The following is a 14,994-nucleotide window of genomic DNA, read 5'->3' on the forward strand; positions in this document are numbered from 1 at the left end:
GCGGAAATGGACGTCCTACCCGGCGTCGATCCCCGCGCGCCATTGCTCGAGGTCAACGACCTGCACGTCGAGTTCCGCACCCAGTACGGCGTCGCCAAGGCCGTCAACGGCGCGAACTTCTGGCTCACCCCCGGCGAGACCCTCGCCATCCTGGGCGAGTCGGGCTGCGGCAAGTCAGTCACCGCCCAGGCCATCATGGGCATCCTGGACAGCCCTCCCGGGTTCATCACCAAGGGCCAGGTCAAGTACCGCGGTGTCGACCTGCTCGGTCTTTCGGAACAGCAGCGCCGCAAGGTGCGGGCCAACCGGATCGCGATGATCTTCCAGGACGCGCTCTCCGCGCTGAACCCGGTCTACACCGTCGGGTTCCAGCTCGGCGAGCTCTTCCGGATCCACCGCGGCATGTCCCGGGCGGACGCGCGCAAGCGGTCCGTCGACCTCCTGGAGCAGGTCAAGATCCCGGCCGCCAAGACCCGGGTGAACGACTACCCGCACCAGTTCTCCGGCGGTATGCGTCAGCGCGTCATGATCGCCATGGCGCTGGCGCTCGACCCCGAGGTGCTGATCGCGGACGAGCCCACCACGGCGCTCGACGTCACCGTGCAGGCGCAGATCATGGGCCTGCTGGCGGAGCTCCAGCGGCAGCGGAACATGGGCCTCATCCTGATCACGCACGACATGGGCGTGGTCGCGGACGTCGCCGACCGGATCTCCGTGATGTACGCGGGCAAGGTCGTCGAGGAGGCGCCGGTCTACGACATCTACGCGCGGCCGGCGCACCCGTACACCAAGGCGCTGCTCGAGTCGATTCCCCGGCTCGACCAGAAGGGCCAGGAGCTCAACGTCATCCGCGGCCTGCCGCCGGCGCTGACCGACATCCCGAAGGGTTGCGCGTTCAACCCTCGCTGCCGGTACGCGAAGGATCCGTGCCGTCAGGATCCGGCGCCGCCGGCCTATGCCGTCGCGCCGCACCGTACCGCCCGTTGCCACTTCTTCCGGGAGGTCCTCGGTGAGTGACGTAGTCCTGGAGACCAAGGGTCTCGTCAAGCACTTCCCGATCACTCAGGGCATCGTCTTCAAGACCAAGGTCGGTGCCGTCCAGGCGGTCGACGGTGTCGACCTCCAGCTGCGCCGGGGCGAGACCCTCGGTGTGGTCGGCGAGTCCGGTTGCGGCAAGTCGACGCTGGCGAAGCTGCTGGTCGGCCTGGAGAAGCCCACGGCCGGTTCGATCATGGTGCGGGGCCAGGACATGGTGCGGCTGCGGGGCAACGAGCTGCGGAAGGCTCGCCGCAACATCCAGATGGTGCTGCAGGACCCGTACACCTCGCTCAACCCCCGGATGACGGTCGGCGACATCATCGGCGAGCCGTTCGAGATCCACCCGGAGGTCGTCCCGCGCAAGGGACGTGAGCGCGCGGTGCAGGACCTGCTGGACACGGTCGGTCTGAACCCCGACCACATCAACCGTTACCCGCACCAGTTCTCCGGCGGTCAGCGGCAGCGCATCGGCATCGCCCGGGCACTGGCGCTCAAGCCCGAGATCATCGTCTGCGACGAGCCGGTCTCCGCGCTCGACGTGTCGATCCAGGCGCAGGTCATCAACCTGCTGGAGCGGCTGCAGAACGAGTTCGGCCTGTCGTACATCTTCATCGCGCACGACCTGTCGGTGGTCAGGCACATCGCCGACCGGGTCGCCGTGATGTACCTCGGCAGGGTTGTCGAGCTCGGTTACGACCGGGAGATCTACGACCAGCCGACTCACCCGTACACTCAGGCTCTTCTCTCGGCCGTGCCGGTCCCGGACCCGCGCCTTCGCGGTCACCGTGACCAAATCGTCCTTGAGGGTGACGTGCCGTCGCCGGCCAACCCCCCGTCGGGTTGCCGCTTCCGCACGCGATGCTGGAAGGCGCAGGACGTCTGCGCCAAGCAGGATCCGACGCTCGTCCCCCGTGAGCGCTCGCCGCACCCGAGCGCGTGCCACTTCGCGGAGATCCGCGACGTGGTGCATGGTCACTGACCTGCCACATCGTTACGGCCCGGACTTTGGTCCGGGCCGTTTCGCTTTCTTCGGTACGCAGGGAGCACCGCAACTTCGTCAACGACGGCCTCGCCGGACACGGAGTCGTCATCTGGCCGAAATGGATCATTTGCGGGCAGAACCTGTCCAATGATCAAAAAAGAGTTGACCAAAAGTACGGCTATAAGCCCTTTAATTACTTATGTCCGTTATGACATCGTCTTTCTCAACGGAGGCAACACCAACCGGAGGGGGAAGACAATGAACAAGATCGCACGGACGCTCACCATGACGGGCCTGGGACTGCTGGCCTCGGCCGCCATCGGGGCGCCGGCCCTGGCCGCTGACGGTGGCACGCACGCCGGCGGAAAGTCCTCGGGCGGTCAGGTGCAGCAGTTCCGGGACCGCGACGAGGTCCGCGGCTGGTACCGCACGCTGGGCGCCTGCCGTAAGGCCGGCTACATCGGTGAGGCGGTCGGCAAGTTCGACAACGCGCGCTGCTACCCGGTGCGGGTCGGCATCCGGCGGGGGCTGTGGGTGCTGAAGGCGGATGACTGCCGCTCCTCGTACCTTCGCACCCGCAGCTTCGGCCACGTCCGCTCGTTCGACGACCGCGTGTACGTGAAGCCGGGCTACAAGCTGGGCGGCACCGCTTACGGCACCAGCTACTGAGTCACCGAACGCGCATGCGGCCGGGCCCGGCGGACGGGGCCCGGCCACAGCGTTTCCGCCGCTCGCCGTCCCGGGCCTCGTGGCATGCCGGTTCCGGCGTAGCGGCTCTGCGGCCTAGAGAGGGCCGCGGCCGGAGCGGAGCAGCAACAGGGCGACCTGGGTGCCGTCCGGGCCGAGTGCGTTGCGGAAGTGCTCGATGATCTCCCGCTCGCGGGCCAGCACCAGGCGGGTGCCCCCGCTGGCCATGCGGGTCTTGCCGACCTCCTGCGAGAGGCTCGCGCGCTCCAGCCAGAGGTCGATGATGGCTTGATCGATCTCGTTGATCCGCTCACGCATTGCGCGGATCTTGTCGGCGGCCGGTGCCTCGCCCGCGCCGGTGGCCTCGTCGATCACGTCGGCGGTCATGTCCTGCTCCTCGGGTGCTGGTGTTCCGGTCGACACGCCCCGGACAGCATCAAGCCCCGGGCGGTGAAGCCCGGGGCTTGATGTAGGTCTGTGGTTCAGGAGCGACCTACGGCTGCCGGACCTCCGGTGCCGTAGTAAAAAAATCGCTCTGCCTGGATCACGAGCCGAGTATGCCCCCGTCTCGGACCGCCCCGCAAGGAAACGGCCCGAGTGTTGGGACAAAGAACCGTCAGGGTGTCCTGGTGATCCGGTTCGCCAGGCCCGGCGCGATCGGGCCGGTGGCCAGGTGCGCCACCAGCGCGTCGACGTCGAAGCCCGGAGCGGTGACCCGCCCGTCGCCGAGCGTCAGGTTGCTGAACCCGTCGCCGCCGTTGGCCAGGAAGTCGTTCGTCGTCACCAGGTAGTTGGCGGCCGGGTCGATCGGTGTGCCGTTCAGGGCCAGGTTGCTGACCTTGGAACCCGGCGCGGCGGAAGCGCTCCAGGTGTAGGTCAGGCCCGCCGACACCTGCAGGATCCGCTGCGTCGTCTGCCCGCCGAAGCCGACGAACTGCTGCTCCAGGACGTCCTTCAGCTCAGTGCCGGAGAACGTCTGGGTGACCACGAGGTTGTTGAACGGCTGGACCGTGAACGCCTCGCCGTACGTCACCACACCGAAGGCTTCCCCTCCGCTGGACTGGTCGGCGTCCAGGTCGGCCCGGATGCCGCCCGGGTTCATCAGGGCGATCTGCGCACCCGCGCTCTGCGTGTACGCCAGCTGGGCATCGGCGATCACGTCGCCGAGCGGGCTCTCACCGGCCGCGGTGGCGGTACGCACGATGTCCGCGCTGATGCTGCCGACGATCCGGTTGGCGATCGGCGCGACGGCCGTACGATATTTGTCCGCGACCCTCTTGGCCGCGGCGTCGACGGTGTCCGGATTCTTCACGAAGGCGCCGGAGGCGTCCCGCACCCAGCCGCCGCTGCCGTCCGGCACGCCGTTCTCGACGATCACGTTCTTGGCGGTGACGTCCAGGAACTTGCCGGTCCGCTTGTCCAGTGTGTAGTCGATGTCGGTGATGAGCTGCCCGTTGCTGCCGGCGCTGGTGACCACCGTCTCGGTGCCCGAGCTGTTCGGCAGCTTGCAGGAGTAGAAGCGGTGCGTGTGCCCGGAGATCACGACCCGGATCGCCGGGTTGAGGCCCGCCACGATCGGCACCAGGGGCCCGGTGAAGCCGGTGCAGTCCGAGACGCCCGGCGTCGGGGTGGCCGAACCCTGCGAGCCGCCCTCGTGCAGCAGCAGCACCTGTGCCTTCACCCCGAAGAGCTTGAGCAGGTTGCTCCACTTGTTGGCGGTCTCGATCTCGTCGGTGAAGTGCACGTTCTTGATGCCGGCCGGGTTGACGATGGTCGGCGTGCCCTCGAGGGTCATGCCGATGAAGCCGACCGGTACGCCACCGACGTACTTGATGTCGATCGGCGGCAGGATCGGCAGGCCGGTCTTGTTGTTGATCGTGTTCGCCGCGAGGTAGGTGAACTTCGCGCCCCTGTACCCGTCGCCGTCCTGGCAGCCGTCGGTCGGGTGGCAGCCGCCGCGCTGGATACGGATCAGCTCGTCGACACCCTCGTCGAACTCATGGTTGCCGACCGAGCTGACCTGCAGCCCGACCTCGTTCATCAGCTCGATCGTGGGCTCGTCGTGGAACGCGGCACTGACCAGTGGCGTCCCGCCGATCAGGTCGCCGGCGCCGGCGGTGATCGTCGAACGGCCCTCGGCCTTGGCCTCCGCGCGGAGCTTCTTCAGGTACGTGGCAAGGTACTCGACGCCGCCGGCCGGGGTGCTGGTCCCGCTCGCGTTGACCACCGCACCGCTGCCGGTGGGTGGGTCGATGGCACCGTGGAAGTCGTTGTAGCTGAGGAACTGGCCCTTGACGGTGGCTCCGGTGGGATTGCCGTACGACGCCGAGACCGGGTTGAACTCCGGCGGTGCGGCGACGGCGGTCTGCGCGGCCGGTATCGCGGCGAGGGCGCCCGCGACGGTCACGAGCGCGGCGGTCAGCGCGGCCCGGCCCCGGAGCTGGGAGGAACTCACGTTATCGATCCCCCTAACGGGAGTGACTTTTTCACCAACCCGGTCAGCCTCGTGGATCACCTGATCCGGCGCTACCACTTCGGGGTGACAAATCAATTGCTGAACCCCGATGCGGCGCCGGTCGGGCGCGGAATTTCTGTCGGTGGGTCGGCTTACACTTGCTCCCGCGATGCGACCTTCCTCAGAACCCCCCGAAACTCTGTTCTCCGTGCCCGCGGTCCGGGCTCCGGAGGCGGCCCGCCCGGCTGCCCGGCGACTCGATCCCGAGGCGCTGCTGACCGGGCTGAACGGTCCTCAGCGCGACGCCGTGACCCACTCCGGCGCGCCGCTGCTCATCGTGGCGGGCGCCGGCTCGGGCAAGACGAGGGTGCTGACGCACCGTATTGCGTATTTGCTGGCCGAACGCGGCGTGCATCCCGGCCAGATCATCGCGATCACCTTCACCAACAAGGCCGCCGGCGAGATGAAGGAGCGGGTGGCCCACCTGGTCGGCCCGCGCGCCCGGCTCATGTGGGTGTCGACGTTCCACTCGGCGTGCGTGCGCATCCTGCGCGCCGAGCACGAGCACGCCGGGCTGAAGAGCACGTTCTCGATCTACGACGCCGACGACTCCCGCCGGCTCATGCAGCTGGTGGCCCGCGAGCTGGACCTGGACCCGAAGCGATACACGGCTCGCGGCCTCGCCGCCCAGGTGTCGAACCTGAAGAACGAGCTGGTCGAGCCCGAGGACTTCAAGGCCAGGGCGAAGGGACCGAACGAGCGGGCCGTCGCCGAGGCGTATGAGTTGTATCAGCGGCGGCTGCGCGAGGCGCACGCGCTGGACTTCGACGACATCATCATGGCGACGGTCCACCTGTTCCAGTCGCACCCGCACGTCGCCGAGGTCTATCGCAAGCGGTTCCGCCACGTCCTGGTGGACGAGTATCAGGACACCAACCACGCGCAGTACACGTTGATCCGCGAACTGATCGGCACCGAGGACCCGGGCGAGCTGTGCGTGGTCGGTGACGCGGACCAGTCGATCTACGCGTTCCGCGGCGCGACCATCCGCAACATCCTGGAGTTCGAGCGGGACTACCCGGACGCGCGGACCATCCTGCTGGAGCAGAACTACCGCTCCACCCAGACGATCCTCAGCGCGGCCAACGCGGTGATCGACCGCAACACCTCCCGCAAACCCAAGCGCCTCTGGAGCGACCAGGGTGCCGGCGAGCAGATCGTGGGCTACGTCGCGGACACCGAGCACGCCGAGGCGGACTGGGTGGCACGCGAGATCGACCGGCTCTGCGACAACCACGAGGTGCGGCCGGGCGACGTTGCGGTCTTCTACCGGACGAATGCGCAGTCCCGTGTGTTCGAGGAGGTGTTCATTCGCGTCGGGCTGCCGTACAAGGTGGTTGGCGGTGTGCGCTTCTACGAGCGCAAGGAGGTTCGGGACGCCTTGGCGTACCTACGCTCCATCGTGAACGACGACGACACCGTCAGCATCCGCCGCGTCCTCAACACCCCGAGGCGCGGCATCGGCGACCGTGCCGAGGCGTGCATCGAGGCCCTGTCGAGTCGGGAGCGGATCTCGTTCGGCCAGGCGCTGCGCCACGCGAAGGACGCACCCGGCATCTCCACGCGCGCGGTCAACAGCATCGGCGATTTCGTCCAGCTCCTCGACGACATTCGCGAGCTCGCTGCCACGGCTCCGCCGGAGGAGGTGCTGGAGTCGGTGCTGCAACGCTCCGGCCTGCTCAGCGAGCTGGAGGAGAGTCTCGACCCGCAGGACCAGGGCCGCGTGGAGAACCTGCAGGAGCTGGTGAGCGTCGCCCGGGAGTACACGGAACGGGTCGAGTCGCTCGCCGCCGAGGGCGAGGTGCAGGTGGCCACGCTCGCGGGCTTCCTGGAGCAGGTCGCCCTTGTCGCGGACGCCGACCAGATCCCGAGCGACGACCCCGAGCACCAGGGGGTGGTCACGCTGATGACGCTGCACACGGCGAAGGGCCTGGAGTTCCCGGTGGTCTTCCTCACCGGGCTGGAGGACGGCGTCTTCCCGCACATGCGGGCGCTGGGCGACAACACCGAGCTGGAGGAGGAGCGCCGCTTGGCGTACGTGGGGATTACCCGCGCCCGCCAGCGCCTCTACCTCTCCCGGGCGGTCACGCGCTCGGCGTGGGGCCAGCCGCAGTACAACCCGCCCTCACGCTTCACCGACGAGCTGCCCACCGAGCTGGTCCGGTGGGAGCGCACCGGCGGTTCGTACACGTCATGGTCCGGCACCGGCGGCGGCGTGGGTGGCCGAGGGGGCGGGGACCGCCAGCGAGGCGGGGGCTTCGCCGGGGGTACGCCCAAGGCCCAGCGCATCGCCGAGCGGCTCGGCATCGACGCCAGCAAGCTCGCCACCGCCAGCGACCTGAAACAGGCCCCCAAGGTCGACCCTGGGGACCGCATCAACCATCAGCGCTACGGCCTGGGCCGTGTCCTGGCGGTGGAGGGCCACGGCCCGGGGACCCGCGCCCAGATCGATTTCGGCGACCAGGTCATGTGGCTGGTCCTGCGTCACGCCCCGATCGAGAAGCTCTGATCAACCACCTACTTGGCGGCGGCGGTGGTGGGTGCGGTCTCGGGGGCCGCGGTGGAACAGCCGGGGATCTCCACATCGTGGGCGCGCATCCAGGCCGTGGGTTCCACGGGGTTTTGGAAATGGCCCTGGTGGACCTCGAAGTGCAGGTGCGGGCCGGTGGAGTGTCCCGTGGAGCCCTCGTCGCCGATGTGTTCGCCGGTCTTGACCTGCTGGCCGACGGTGACGGCGATCGCCGACATGTGGCCGTAGTGGGTCAGGTAACCGTTGCCGTGGTCGATGAGGACGGCGTTGCCGTAACCGCCGTTGGGGCCGGCTGCTACTACGGTGCCGGCGCCGGCGGCCACGATGGGGGTGCCGAAGGCGGTGGCCAGGTCTACGCCGGCGTGCAGGCGGCCCCAGCGCTGGCCGAAGCAGGAGGTGACGGTGGCGGCGGAGAGGGGGTGGACCCACTCGGCCGGGGGAAGTGGGCGTTCCTTGAGTTCCACCGCCGCAGCGGCCGGGCCCGCGGGGAGGGACAGCCGGATGCCGTCGGGAAAGGCCTTGCCGGGCGCCTCGTCGCCGGTGGGGGGCTCGATCGGCAGGGTGGCTGGTGGGTGAGCGGCGGTTACATGGCTGACCGGGGAGTTGTCCGCGCCGGACAGAGGGGCGGCGGTGGCGGAGACGCCGGCTGCGCCGATGCCGGCGGCCAGGGTGGCGCTCAGGGCGGTTACCGAGAGGGCTGAGCGGCTCCGGGTGGCGAAGAGCTCCGGAAAGGCTGGGGCGCGGTGACGGTGCAGCAGCTCCTGACGGTGTTTGCCGCCTCGGCCTGATGTTGAGTGCTGCCCCACGGAACTTGCCCCCCGGATTGCGTGACTTCGGCTGTCACGTTCCTGTCGGTACGGGGTGCGGGGGCGCTGAAGGGAGTTGGGTGGCTTCTACCAACATGCAACCGACAGCGGGAGGGATGGAGTCGGCGGGGAGTGAAGCGGGATCAGGAGGCGGCGTCGGCCGCGGCCATTCCTGCGTACACCGATTCGATCTGGAGCTTGATGTCCACGCCGTTGTCCTGGAGGAAGACGATCGGGTCGACCGGGGTGCCCTTGACGTGGACCTCCAGGTGGAGGTGCGTTCCGTAGGAGTAGCCCGTGTTGCCGATCTCGCCGATCACCTGGCCGGCCTTGACCTGCTCGCCCTTCTTGACGAGGAGGCGGCGGGAGTGGGCGTAGATCATTTCGGTGCCGTCGGACTGGCGGATGGTGATCGAGTAGCCGTAGCCGCCGTCGTAGCCGGCCTTGGTCACCTCGCCGCCGTGGACTGCCTTGTAGGGCGTGCCGTCGGCGGCGGCCAGGTCGATGCCGGCGTGGAGTTTGCCGAAGCGGACGCCGTAGGGCGAGGAGAACGTGTAGTCGTCGACCGGCAGGACGTAGATGTCCTCTGCCGAGACCTCGGCGGACAGCTCGGTGGTCTCGCCGCGGTCGTTGCTCCGGGACGCCCGGGAGTCCTCCTGCGCGCGGTTGTCGAGAGCGTCAGCCGCGATGTTCGAACTGTGCAGGCTCTCCAGGACGTCGGGGCTGACCGCCTTGGCGTCCGGGAGGTTGGAGGCCGCTCCGAGAGCGACGACGCCGGCTCCGACGAAGGCCGATGTGATGACGACGGCGTAACGGCTGCGCGGAGGGGTAGGTACACGGCGGCGGCCGCGATAGCGATCGGGCTCAGACGACAAGCGCTGGCGCACGAACAACCCTCCGTCAGTGGCATTTCGGCGGCACCACCACGTCCCCGAACAGCGGTAAACGGTGGCTGGCCGGACCCTCGCTATGGAGTGAACCTCTGCGAGAGCCGTGGCCACGGTAACGAAACGGCCGCCGGGTCACAAGTCGCAGCGCCAATTTCGTGACAGTTCCTAGTCTGCATTGATCAGCGATTGTCCGAATTGGTTACCTTTCTCGGTCGCTGAAATGGCAACCCAGTGTGATCGCGCCAGAAACGGAAAGTAATGTGACCGGGAGAACTATTCAACTCGCTTGCCAGGTCGGACCGTGCGCTACCCCGGCTCGGCGCCGCGGGTTACCGTTCGTTCAGGTGACCACGGAGGGGCCCGGTGCCGGGCGCCCGCCACCGGGGTCGGAACCCGAAGGGGTCAGGCATGCAAGCACGGATCAGGGTGGTCGTCGCGAAGCCCGGGCTGGACGGGCACGACCGCGGCGCCAAGGTGGTGGCGAGGGCGTTGCGCGACGCCGGCATGGAAGTCGTCTACACCGGGTTGCATCAGACGCCGGAGCAGATCGTGGAGACCGCCATTCAGGAGGACGCCGACGCGATCGGGTTGTCGGTCCTCTCCGGGGCGCACATGACACTCTTTCGGAGGGTGATCGAGCTGTTGGCGGAACGTGACGCAGCCGACATCAAAGTATTCGGTGGCGGCATCATTCCCGACGACGACATCCCTGAATTGAAATCACTCGGCGTAGCCGCGATATTTACTCCGGGTGCGACGATGGCGTCCATCGTCGAATGGGTACGCGCCAATGTGGCCACGCCGGTGGCCTGATTTCGGCCGTCCGCGGGAGCATTTCCACTGGTGATCAGGGCGGCGGCGTCCGGTGACCCCGCAAGGGGAGAGGCCGGACGCACCCCTCACACGTCCGGCCCCTCTATGCGCGATGCCCCGCCGCCACCCCTCGACCGACAGGGCATCGGCCGCTTTCCTTGCGGTGCGCCGTAGCGCTCCGACATCACACTCAACGACGCCCTTCTCAAGCGGGTTACGTGCGCCTCCATGACTTTTTCCGGCGCGCCAAGATCGATCAGCGCCACGGGAGTGGCCGGTGTGGCCGGTGAGTGTGGAGGAGCCGCACAACGCACACTGTGCGCGATGGTCTCCACCGCCCCGGACCTGCGATTTCGTCACTCCAGTGTGTGGTCTTGCACACCGTGCACCCGCGCGGTAACCGGGGTCGAATCGGTCGCTAGTCTGCGAATGAGGCTTCTTCAGAGGCCGGACGATCCTCACGCTGGCGGCGCTGCTGCTGCGAGTCGCCGCGCACACAGGTCGGGACGCAACGGTGCGGCTTGCCGGCGCTTGGCGTCGCGAGCGAAAGGAGACACGTGGACCTGTTCGAGTATCAGGGGCGCGACCTGTTCGAACGGCACGGGCTGCCCGTGCTGGGCGGCGGCGTCGCAGAGACCCCGCAGGAGGCCCGGGCCATCGCCGAGCGGCTGGGCGGCAAGGTCGTCGTCAAGGCGCAGGTCAAGGTCGGTGGCCGTGGCAAGGCCGGCGGTGTGAAGCTGGCCGACGGCCCGGACGAGGCGCAGGCTCGCGCGACCGACATCCTGGGCATGGACATCAAGGGGCACACGGTTCACAAGGTGATGCTGGCCGAGACGGCCGACATCAAGGAGGAGTACTACTTCTCCTACCTGCTGGACCGCGCGAACCGTACCTTCCTCTGCATCGCCAGCGTCGCCGGCGGTATGGAGATCGAGACGGTCGCCGAGGAGGACCCGGACCGGGTCGCCAAGGTCGCGATCGACGCCAGCAAGGGCGTGGACGAGGCGAAGGCGCGCGAGATCGTGACCGCCGCCAAGTTCCCGGCCGATGTCGCCGACCAGGTCGTCGACATCGCGGTGAAGCTGTGGCAGGCGTTCGTCGCCGAGGACGCCACGCTGGTCGAGGTCAACCCGCTCGCCAAGGTCGGCGACGGCCGGGTGCTCGCGCTGGACGCCAAGGTCACGCTGGACGAGAACGCCGGCTTCCGGCACCCCGACCACGAGGCGCTGGAGGACAAGTCCGCGGTCGACCCGCTGGAGCAGGCCGCCAAGGCGAAGAACCTCAACTACGTCAAGCTGGACGGCGAGGTCGGCATCATCGGAAACGGCGCCGGCCTGGTCATGTCGACGCTGGACGTGGTGGCGTACGCGGGTGAGAAGCACGGCAACGTGAAGCCCGCCAACTTCCTCGACATCGGTGGTGGCGCCAGCGCCCAGGTGATGGCGAACGGCCTGGAGATCGTCCTCGGCGACCCGGCCGTGAAGTCCGTCTTCGTCAACGTCTTCGGCGGCATCACCGCCTGCGACGCGGTCGCCAACGGCATCATCCAGGCGCTCGCGCTGCTCGCGGAGCGCGGCGAGCAGGTCACCAAGCCGCTCGTCGTACGCCTCGACGGCAACAACGCCGAGGCCGGCCGTGCCATCCTGGACGGAGCGAACAACCCGCTGGTGCAGCGGGTGGACACGATGGACGGAGCGGCCGAGCGCGCCGCCGAGCTCGCGGCTGCGGGGAAGTGAACTAATGGCTATCTGGCTCACCAAGGACTCCAAGGTCATCGTCCAGGGCATCACCGGCTCGGAGGGCTCGAAGCACACCAAGCGGATGCTCGCGGCCGGCACCAACGTGGTCGGCGGCGTGAACCCGCGCAAGGCCGGTACGAAGGTGGACTTCGACGGCACCGAGCTGCCGGTCTTCGCGACGGTGGCCGAGGCGATCAAGGAGACCGGCGCGGACGTGTCGGTCATCTTCGTGCCGCCGGCGTTCACCAAGGCCGCCGTGGTCGAGGCGATCGACGCCGAGATCCCGCTCGCCGTGGTGATCACCGAGGGCGTGCCGGTGCAGGACTCGGCCGCCTTCTGGGCGTACAACGTTGCCAAGGGTGAGAGGACCCGGATCATCGGCCCGAACTGCCCGGGCATCGCCTCGCCGGGCGCCTCGAACGCCGGCATCATCCCGGCCGACATCACCCCGCAGGGCCGGATCGGGCTGGTCAGCAAGAGTGGCACGCTGACGTACCAGCTCATGTACGAGCTGCGCGACTTCGGCTTCTCCACCTGCGTCGGCATCGGCGGTGACCCGGTCATCGGCACCACGCACATCGACGCGCTGAAGGCGTTCCAGGACGACCCGGACACCGACGCGATCGTCATGATCGGTGAAATCGGTGGTGACGCCGAGGAGCGTGCCGCCGAGTTCATCAAGGCGAACGTGACCAAGCCGGTGGTCGGCTACATCGCCGGCTTCACCGCGCCGCCCGGGAAGACGATGGGCCACGCCGGCGCCATCATCTCCGGCTCCGCGGGTACGGCCGACGCCAAGAAGGTGGCCCTCGAGGCGGCCGGCGTCAAGGTCGGCAAGACGCCGAGCGAGACCGCCCGGCTCATGCGTGAGGTCATGAGCTGAAGCAGCACCTCACGCGCGCCGTCGGCCGGGTCCGGAGAGACCCGATCGGCGGCGCGCCGCTGTTTCTGCATCGCCGGAACCGCCGCGGCGTGAAAAAGTAGGCGGCGATGCCCAGCACAACCGACCGGCCTGACGGCTCGGAGGACCCGTTCGCGGTCGCCGAGGCGCTGCAGTCCGTCGTGCGGGAGCCGGCCGTCCGCGACACCGAGCAGCGCAACACCGAGCAGCGCAACACCGAGCAGCGCGACACCGAACAGTTCGCGCCGGGTGAGCGCACCACCACGACGATCCCGGAACAGCGCGACACCGTGCTGGTCGACGACGAGGTGCTCGGCCGGCGCGACACCGTCCGGCTGCCCGGGCCGCGCCGCCCGCCGGAGCCGTCCGGCCGCCGCGCCCCGCTGCTGGTGGCGGTCGCCTTCGCCACGATCTGGGCGGCCGCGCTGACGTATCTGCCGGTGGCCGCGGTGATCGGGCTGGCACGAACCCTGGAAGGCTCCGGCGGCATCGGCGGGGCCGCGCACGCGGGTCTGGCGGGCTGGTTGCTCGGGCACGGCGTTCCGATCGGTACGTCCATCGGGCCACTCGCGATCGCCCCGCTGCTGCTGACACTCCTGGTGATCTGGCGGCTCAACCGGGCAGGCCTGCACGTCACCCGTGCGGTGGGCGCTCGCCGGACCGGGTCGGTCGGAAAGGCGCTCCTCGTCGCGGTCGCGGTCGGTTGCGCGTACGCATCGGTGGGTTATCTCGGCGCCCGCCTCGTCGACGGTCGCGGCACGGACGTCTCACCCTCGCAGGCCGCGTGGCACTTCCTCGCCCTCGGCATCGCCGGGGCGCTGATCGGCTCGCTGCGCGGCACCGACGCCATCTCCGTGATCGCCCGGCGTGTCCCACCGGTGCTGCGGCACGGCGCCCGCGCGGGCCTGATGGCGGCGTTCCTGATCCTCGGCACCGGTGCGATCGCCGGCGGCCTCTCGCTGGCCCTCGGCGGCGGGCAAGCCGCCGAGATGATCGCCGCCTACCGCACCGGGGTGGCCGGCCAGGCCGGCATAACCCTCATCAGCATCGCGTACGCGGTGAACGCCTCGATCTGGGCCGCCGCCTACCTCCTCGGGCCGGGATTCGCGCTCGGCACCGACTCGGCGATCCGTCTGACCGAGGTGACTGTCGGCCCGCTTCCCACACTGCCGCTGCTGGCCGGGCTCCCGGACGGGCCGATGGGTACGGTCGGTACGGCGCTGCTGGTGCTACCCGTGATCGCCGGAGCCGCCGCGGGCTGGCTGCTGACACAGCGCTTGCGGTACGGCCGGGGCGGACCGCGCGCCGGACGGCGGGGCGGCGCGGACGTGGTCGAGCCGCCGTGGCTGTTTCTGATCGGTTCGAGCCTGATCGCGGGGCCGACGGCGGGCGCGGTGCTCGGAGCGCTCTCGTGGATGTCCGGCGGCGGGCTGGGCGCGGGCCGGCTCTCCCACATCGGACCGGATCCGCTGCAGGTGGTGCTGGTGGGGTCGATCGTGGCGGGTGCCGCGGTGGCGGGCGGGGCGTGCGCGGCGCGGCTGTACAAGGCCGGCCGGCGGTCCTGACTTCTCTTTGCGGCTGGTGGCCCGGCGCTCTCGGGCGCCGGGCCACCGTTGCCGGTGGATCAGGCAGCCTGCTCCTGCTGCTGGCGGACCCACTCCTGTACGTCGAAGTCGCGCAGGGCGACGGCCAGGATCATGAACAGGATGGCGAGCGCGAGGCCGACCACACTGGTCACAATGCCGGCGATGGCGATGCCGCGGTTGTTGGCCAGACCGGCGTCGGCCTTCTTCTTGCCGAGGAAACCGAAGATCAGGCCGATGATGCCGACCACACCGCTGATGTACCAGCAGCACGAGATCGGGATCGAGATGATGCCCAAGATCATGCTGGTGAGGCCGAAGCCGTTCTGCGGTGCGGCACCGTAGGGCTGCTGGCCAGGGGGCGGTCCGTATGCGGGAGGCGGGTATGCCACTTTTATCTCCTCCGTGTTCGCCGTTGATCGGCGATCAGAACACGTTCAGTCTGCTGGCGCAGCGTAATGGATGTCAGCCGATCCGCGTGTCCCGGAATGCCCCGTTGTCAGCGGCCTC

General features: G+C 68.9%; 13 protein-coding genes. 8 read left to right on the plus strand and 5 right to left on the minus strand.

Going from position 1 to position 14,994, the window contains the following annotated elements; genetic code table 11:
- Positions 1-6: 6 nt before the first annotated feature.
- From AB0M02_RS08240 to AB0M02_RS08250, 3 genes are all read left to right on the plus strand, one after another.
- The gene (locus AB0M02_RS08240; RefSeq protein ID WP_364223483.1) at positions 7-1,017 is read left to right on the plus strand and encodes an ABC transporter ATP-binding protein; all 1,011 of its coding nucleotides are present in this window, start codon (positions 7-9) and stop codon (positions 1,015-1,017) included.
- The gene (locus tag AB0M02_RS08245) at positions 1,010-2,017 is read left to right on the plus strand and encodes a dipeptide ABC transporter ATP-binding protein (RefSeq protein ID WP_364223485.1); all 1,008 of its coding nucleotides are present in this window, start codon (positions 1,010-1,012) and stop codon (positions 2,015-2,017) included. The genes AB0M02_RS08240 and AB0M02_RS08245 overlap by 8 nt, the downstream gene beginning before the upstream one ends.
- A 261-nt stretch (positions 2,018-2,278) precedes the next feature.
- On the plus strand, positions 2,279-2,689 hold the full coding sequence (locus tag AB0M02_RS08250) for a hypothetical protein (RefSeq protein ID WP_364223487.1): 411 nt from the start codon (positions 2,279-2,281) through the stop codon (positions 2,687-2,689).
- Positions 2,690-2,803: 114 nt separating this feature from the next.
- Here the strand turns inward: AB0M02_RS08250 and AB0M02_RS08255 are convergent, their stop codons facing one another.
- Both AB0M02_RS08255 and AB0M02_RS08260 read right to left on the minus strand, forming a co-directional pair.
- Positions 2,804-3,094 (minus strand): chorismate mutase, encoded by a 291-nt coding sequence (locus tag AB0M02_RS08255; protein WP_364223489.1) that lies wholly within the window; start codon positions 3,092-3,094, stop codon positions 2,804-2,806.
- A 229-nt stretch (positions 3,095-3,323) separates the two neighbouring features.
- A complete protein-coding gene (locus AB0M02_RS08260; RefSeq protein WP_364223491.1) occupies positions 3,324-5,162 on the minus strand; it encodes a bifunctional metallophosphatase/5'-nucleotidase in 1,839 nt (612 codons plus the stop codon).
- Positions 5,163-5,331: 169 nt separating this feature from the next.
- On the opposite strand from AB0M02_RS08260, the gene pcrA reads away from it, so the two are divergent.
- Positions 5,332-7,731, plus strand: a complete 2,400-nt coding sequence (pcrA, locus tag AB0M02_RS08265) for a DNA helicase PcrA (RefSeq protein WP_364223493.1) — start codon at positions 5,332-5,334, stop codon at positions 7,729-7,731.
- Positions 7,732-7,739: 8 nt separating this feature from the next.
- On the opposite strand, the gene AB0M02_RS08270 is transcribed toward pcrA, so the two are convergent.
- On the minus strand, positions 7,740-8,558 hold the full coding sequence (locus AB0M02_RS08270) for a M23 family metallopeptidase (RefSeq protein ID WP_364223495.1): 819 nt from the start codon (positions 8,556-8,558) through the stop codon (positions 7,740-7,742).
- A gap of 143 nt (positions 8,559-8,701) precedes the next feature.
- Positions 8,702-9,445, minus strand: coding sequence for a M23 family metallopeptidase (locus tag AB0M02_RS08275; RefSeq protein ID WP_364223496.1), 744 nt, complete (start codon positions 9,443-9,445; stop codon positions 8,702-8,704).
- A gap of 411 nt (positions 9,446-9,856) precedes the next feature.
- Between AB0M02_RS08275 and AB0M02_RS08280 the strand changes: the two genes are divergently transcribed.
- The 4 genes from AB0M02_RS08280 (at position 9,857) to AB0M02_RS08295 (ending at position 14,466) form a co-directional block, all read left to right on the plus strand.
- Entirely contained in the window at positions 9,857-10,261 is a 405-nt protein-coding gene (locus AB0M02_RS08280; RefSeq protein WP_364223498.1) for a cobalamin B12-binding domain-containing protein, read from the plus strand.
- Between the two features lie 557 nt (positions 10,262-10,818).
- Positions 10,819-11,997: an ADP-forming succinate--CoA ligase subunit beta gene (gene sucC / locus AB0M02_RS08285; protein ID WP_364223500.1), complete on the plus strand. Its 1,179-nt coding sequence runs from the start codon at positions 10,819-10,821 to the stop codon at positions 11,995-11,997.
- A gap of 4 nt (positions 11,998-12,001) precedes the next feature.
- Entirely contained in the window at positions 12,002-12,883 is an 882-nt protein-coding gene (sucD, locus tag AB0M02_RS08290) for a succinate--CoA ligase subunit alpha (RefSeq protein WP_364223502.1), read from the plus strand.
- A 107-nt stretch (positions 12,884-12,990) separates the two neighbouring features.
- Positions 12,991-14,466 (plus strand): DUF6350 family protein, encoded by a 1,476-nt coding sequence (locus AB0M02_RS08295; RefSeq protein WP_364223504.1) that lies wholly within the window; start codon positions 12,991-12,993, stop codon positions 14,464-14,466.
- A 59-nt stretch (positions 14,467-14,525) separates the two neighbouring features.
- Here AB0M02_RS08295 and AB0M02_RS08300 read toward each other — a convergent pair whose 3' ends face one another.
- Positions 14,526-14,876 (minus strand): DUF4190 domain-containing protein, encoded by a 351-nt coding sequence (locus AB0M02_RS08300; protein WP_364223506.1) that lies wholly within the window; start codon positions 14,874-14,876, stop codon positions 14,526-14,528.
- Positions 14,877-14,994 lie beyond the last annotated feature (118 nt).

Source organism: Actinoplanes sp. NPDC051861 (assembly GCF_040681145.1).
Lineage (GTDB): Bacteria > Actinomycetota > Actinomycetes > Mycobacteriales > Micromonosporaceae > Actinoplanes.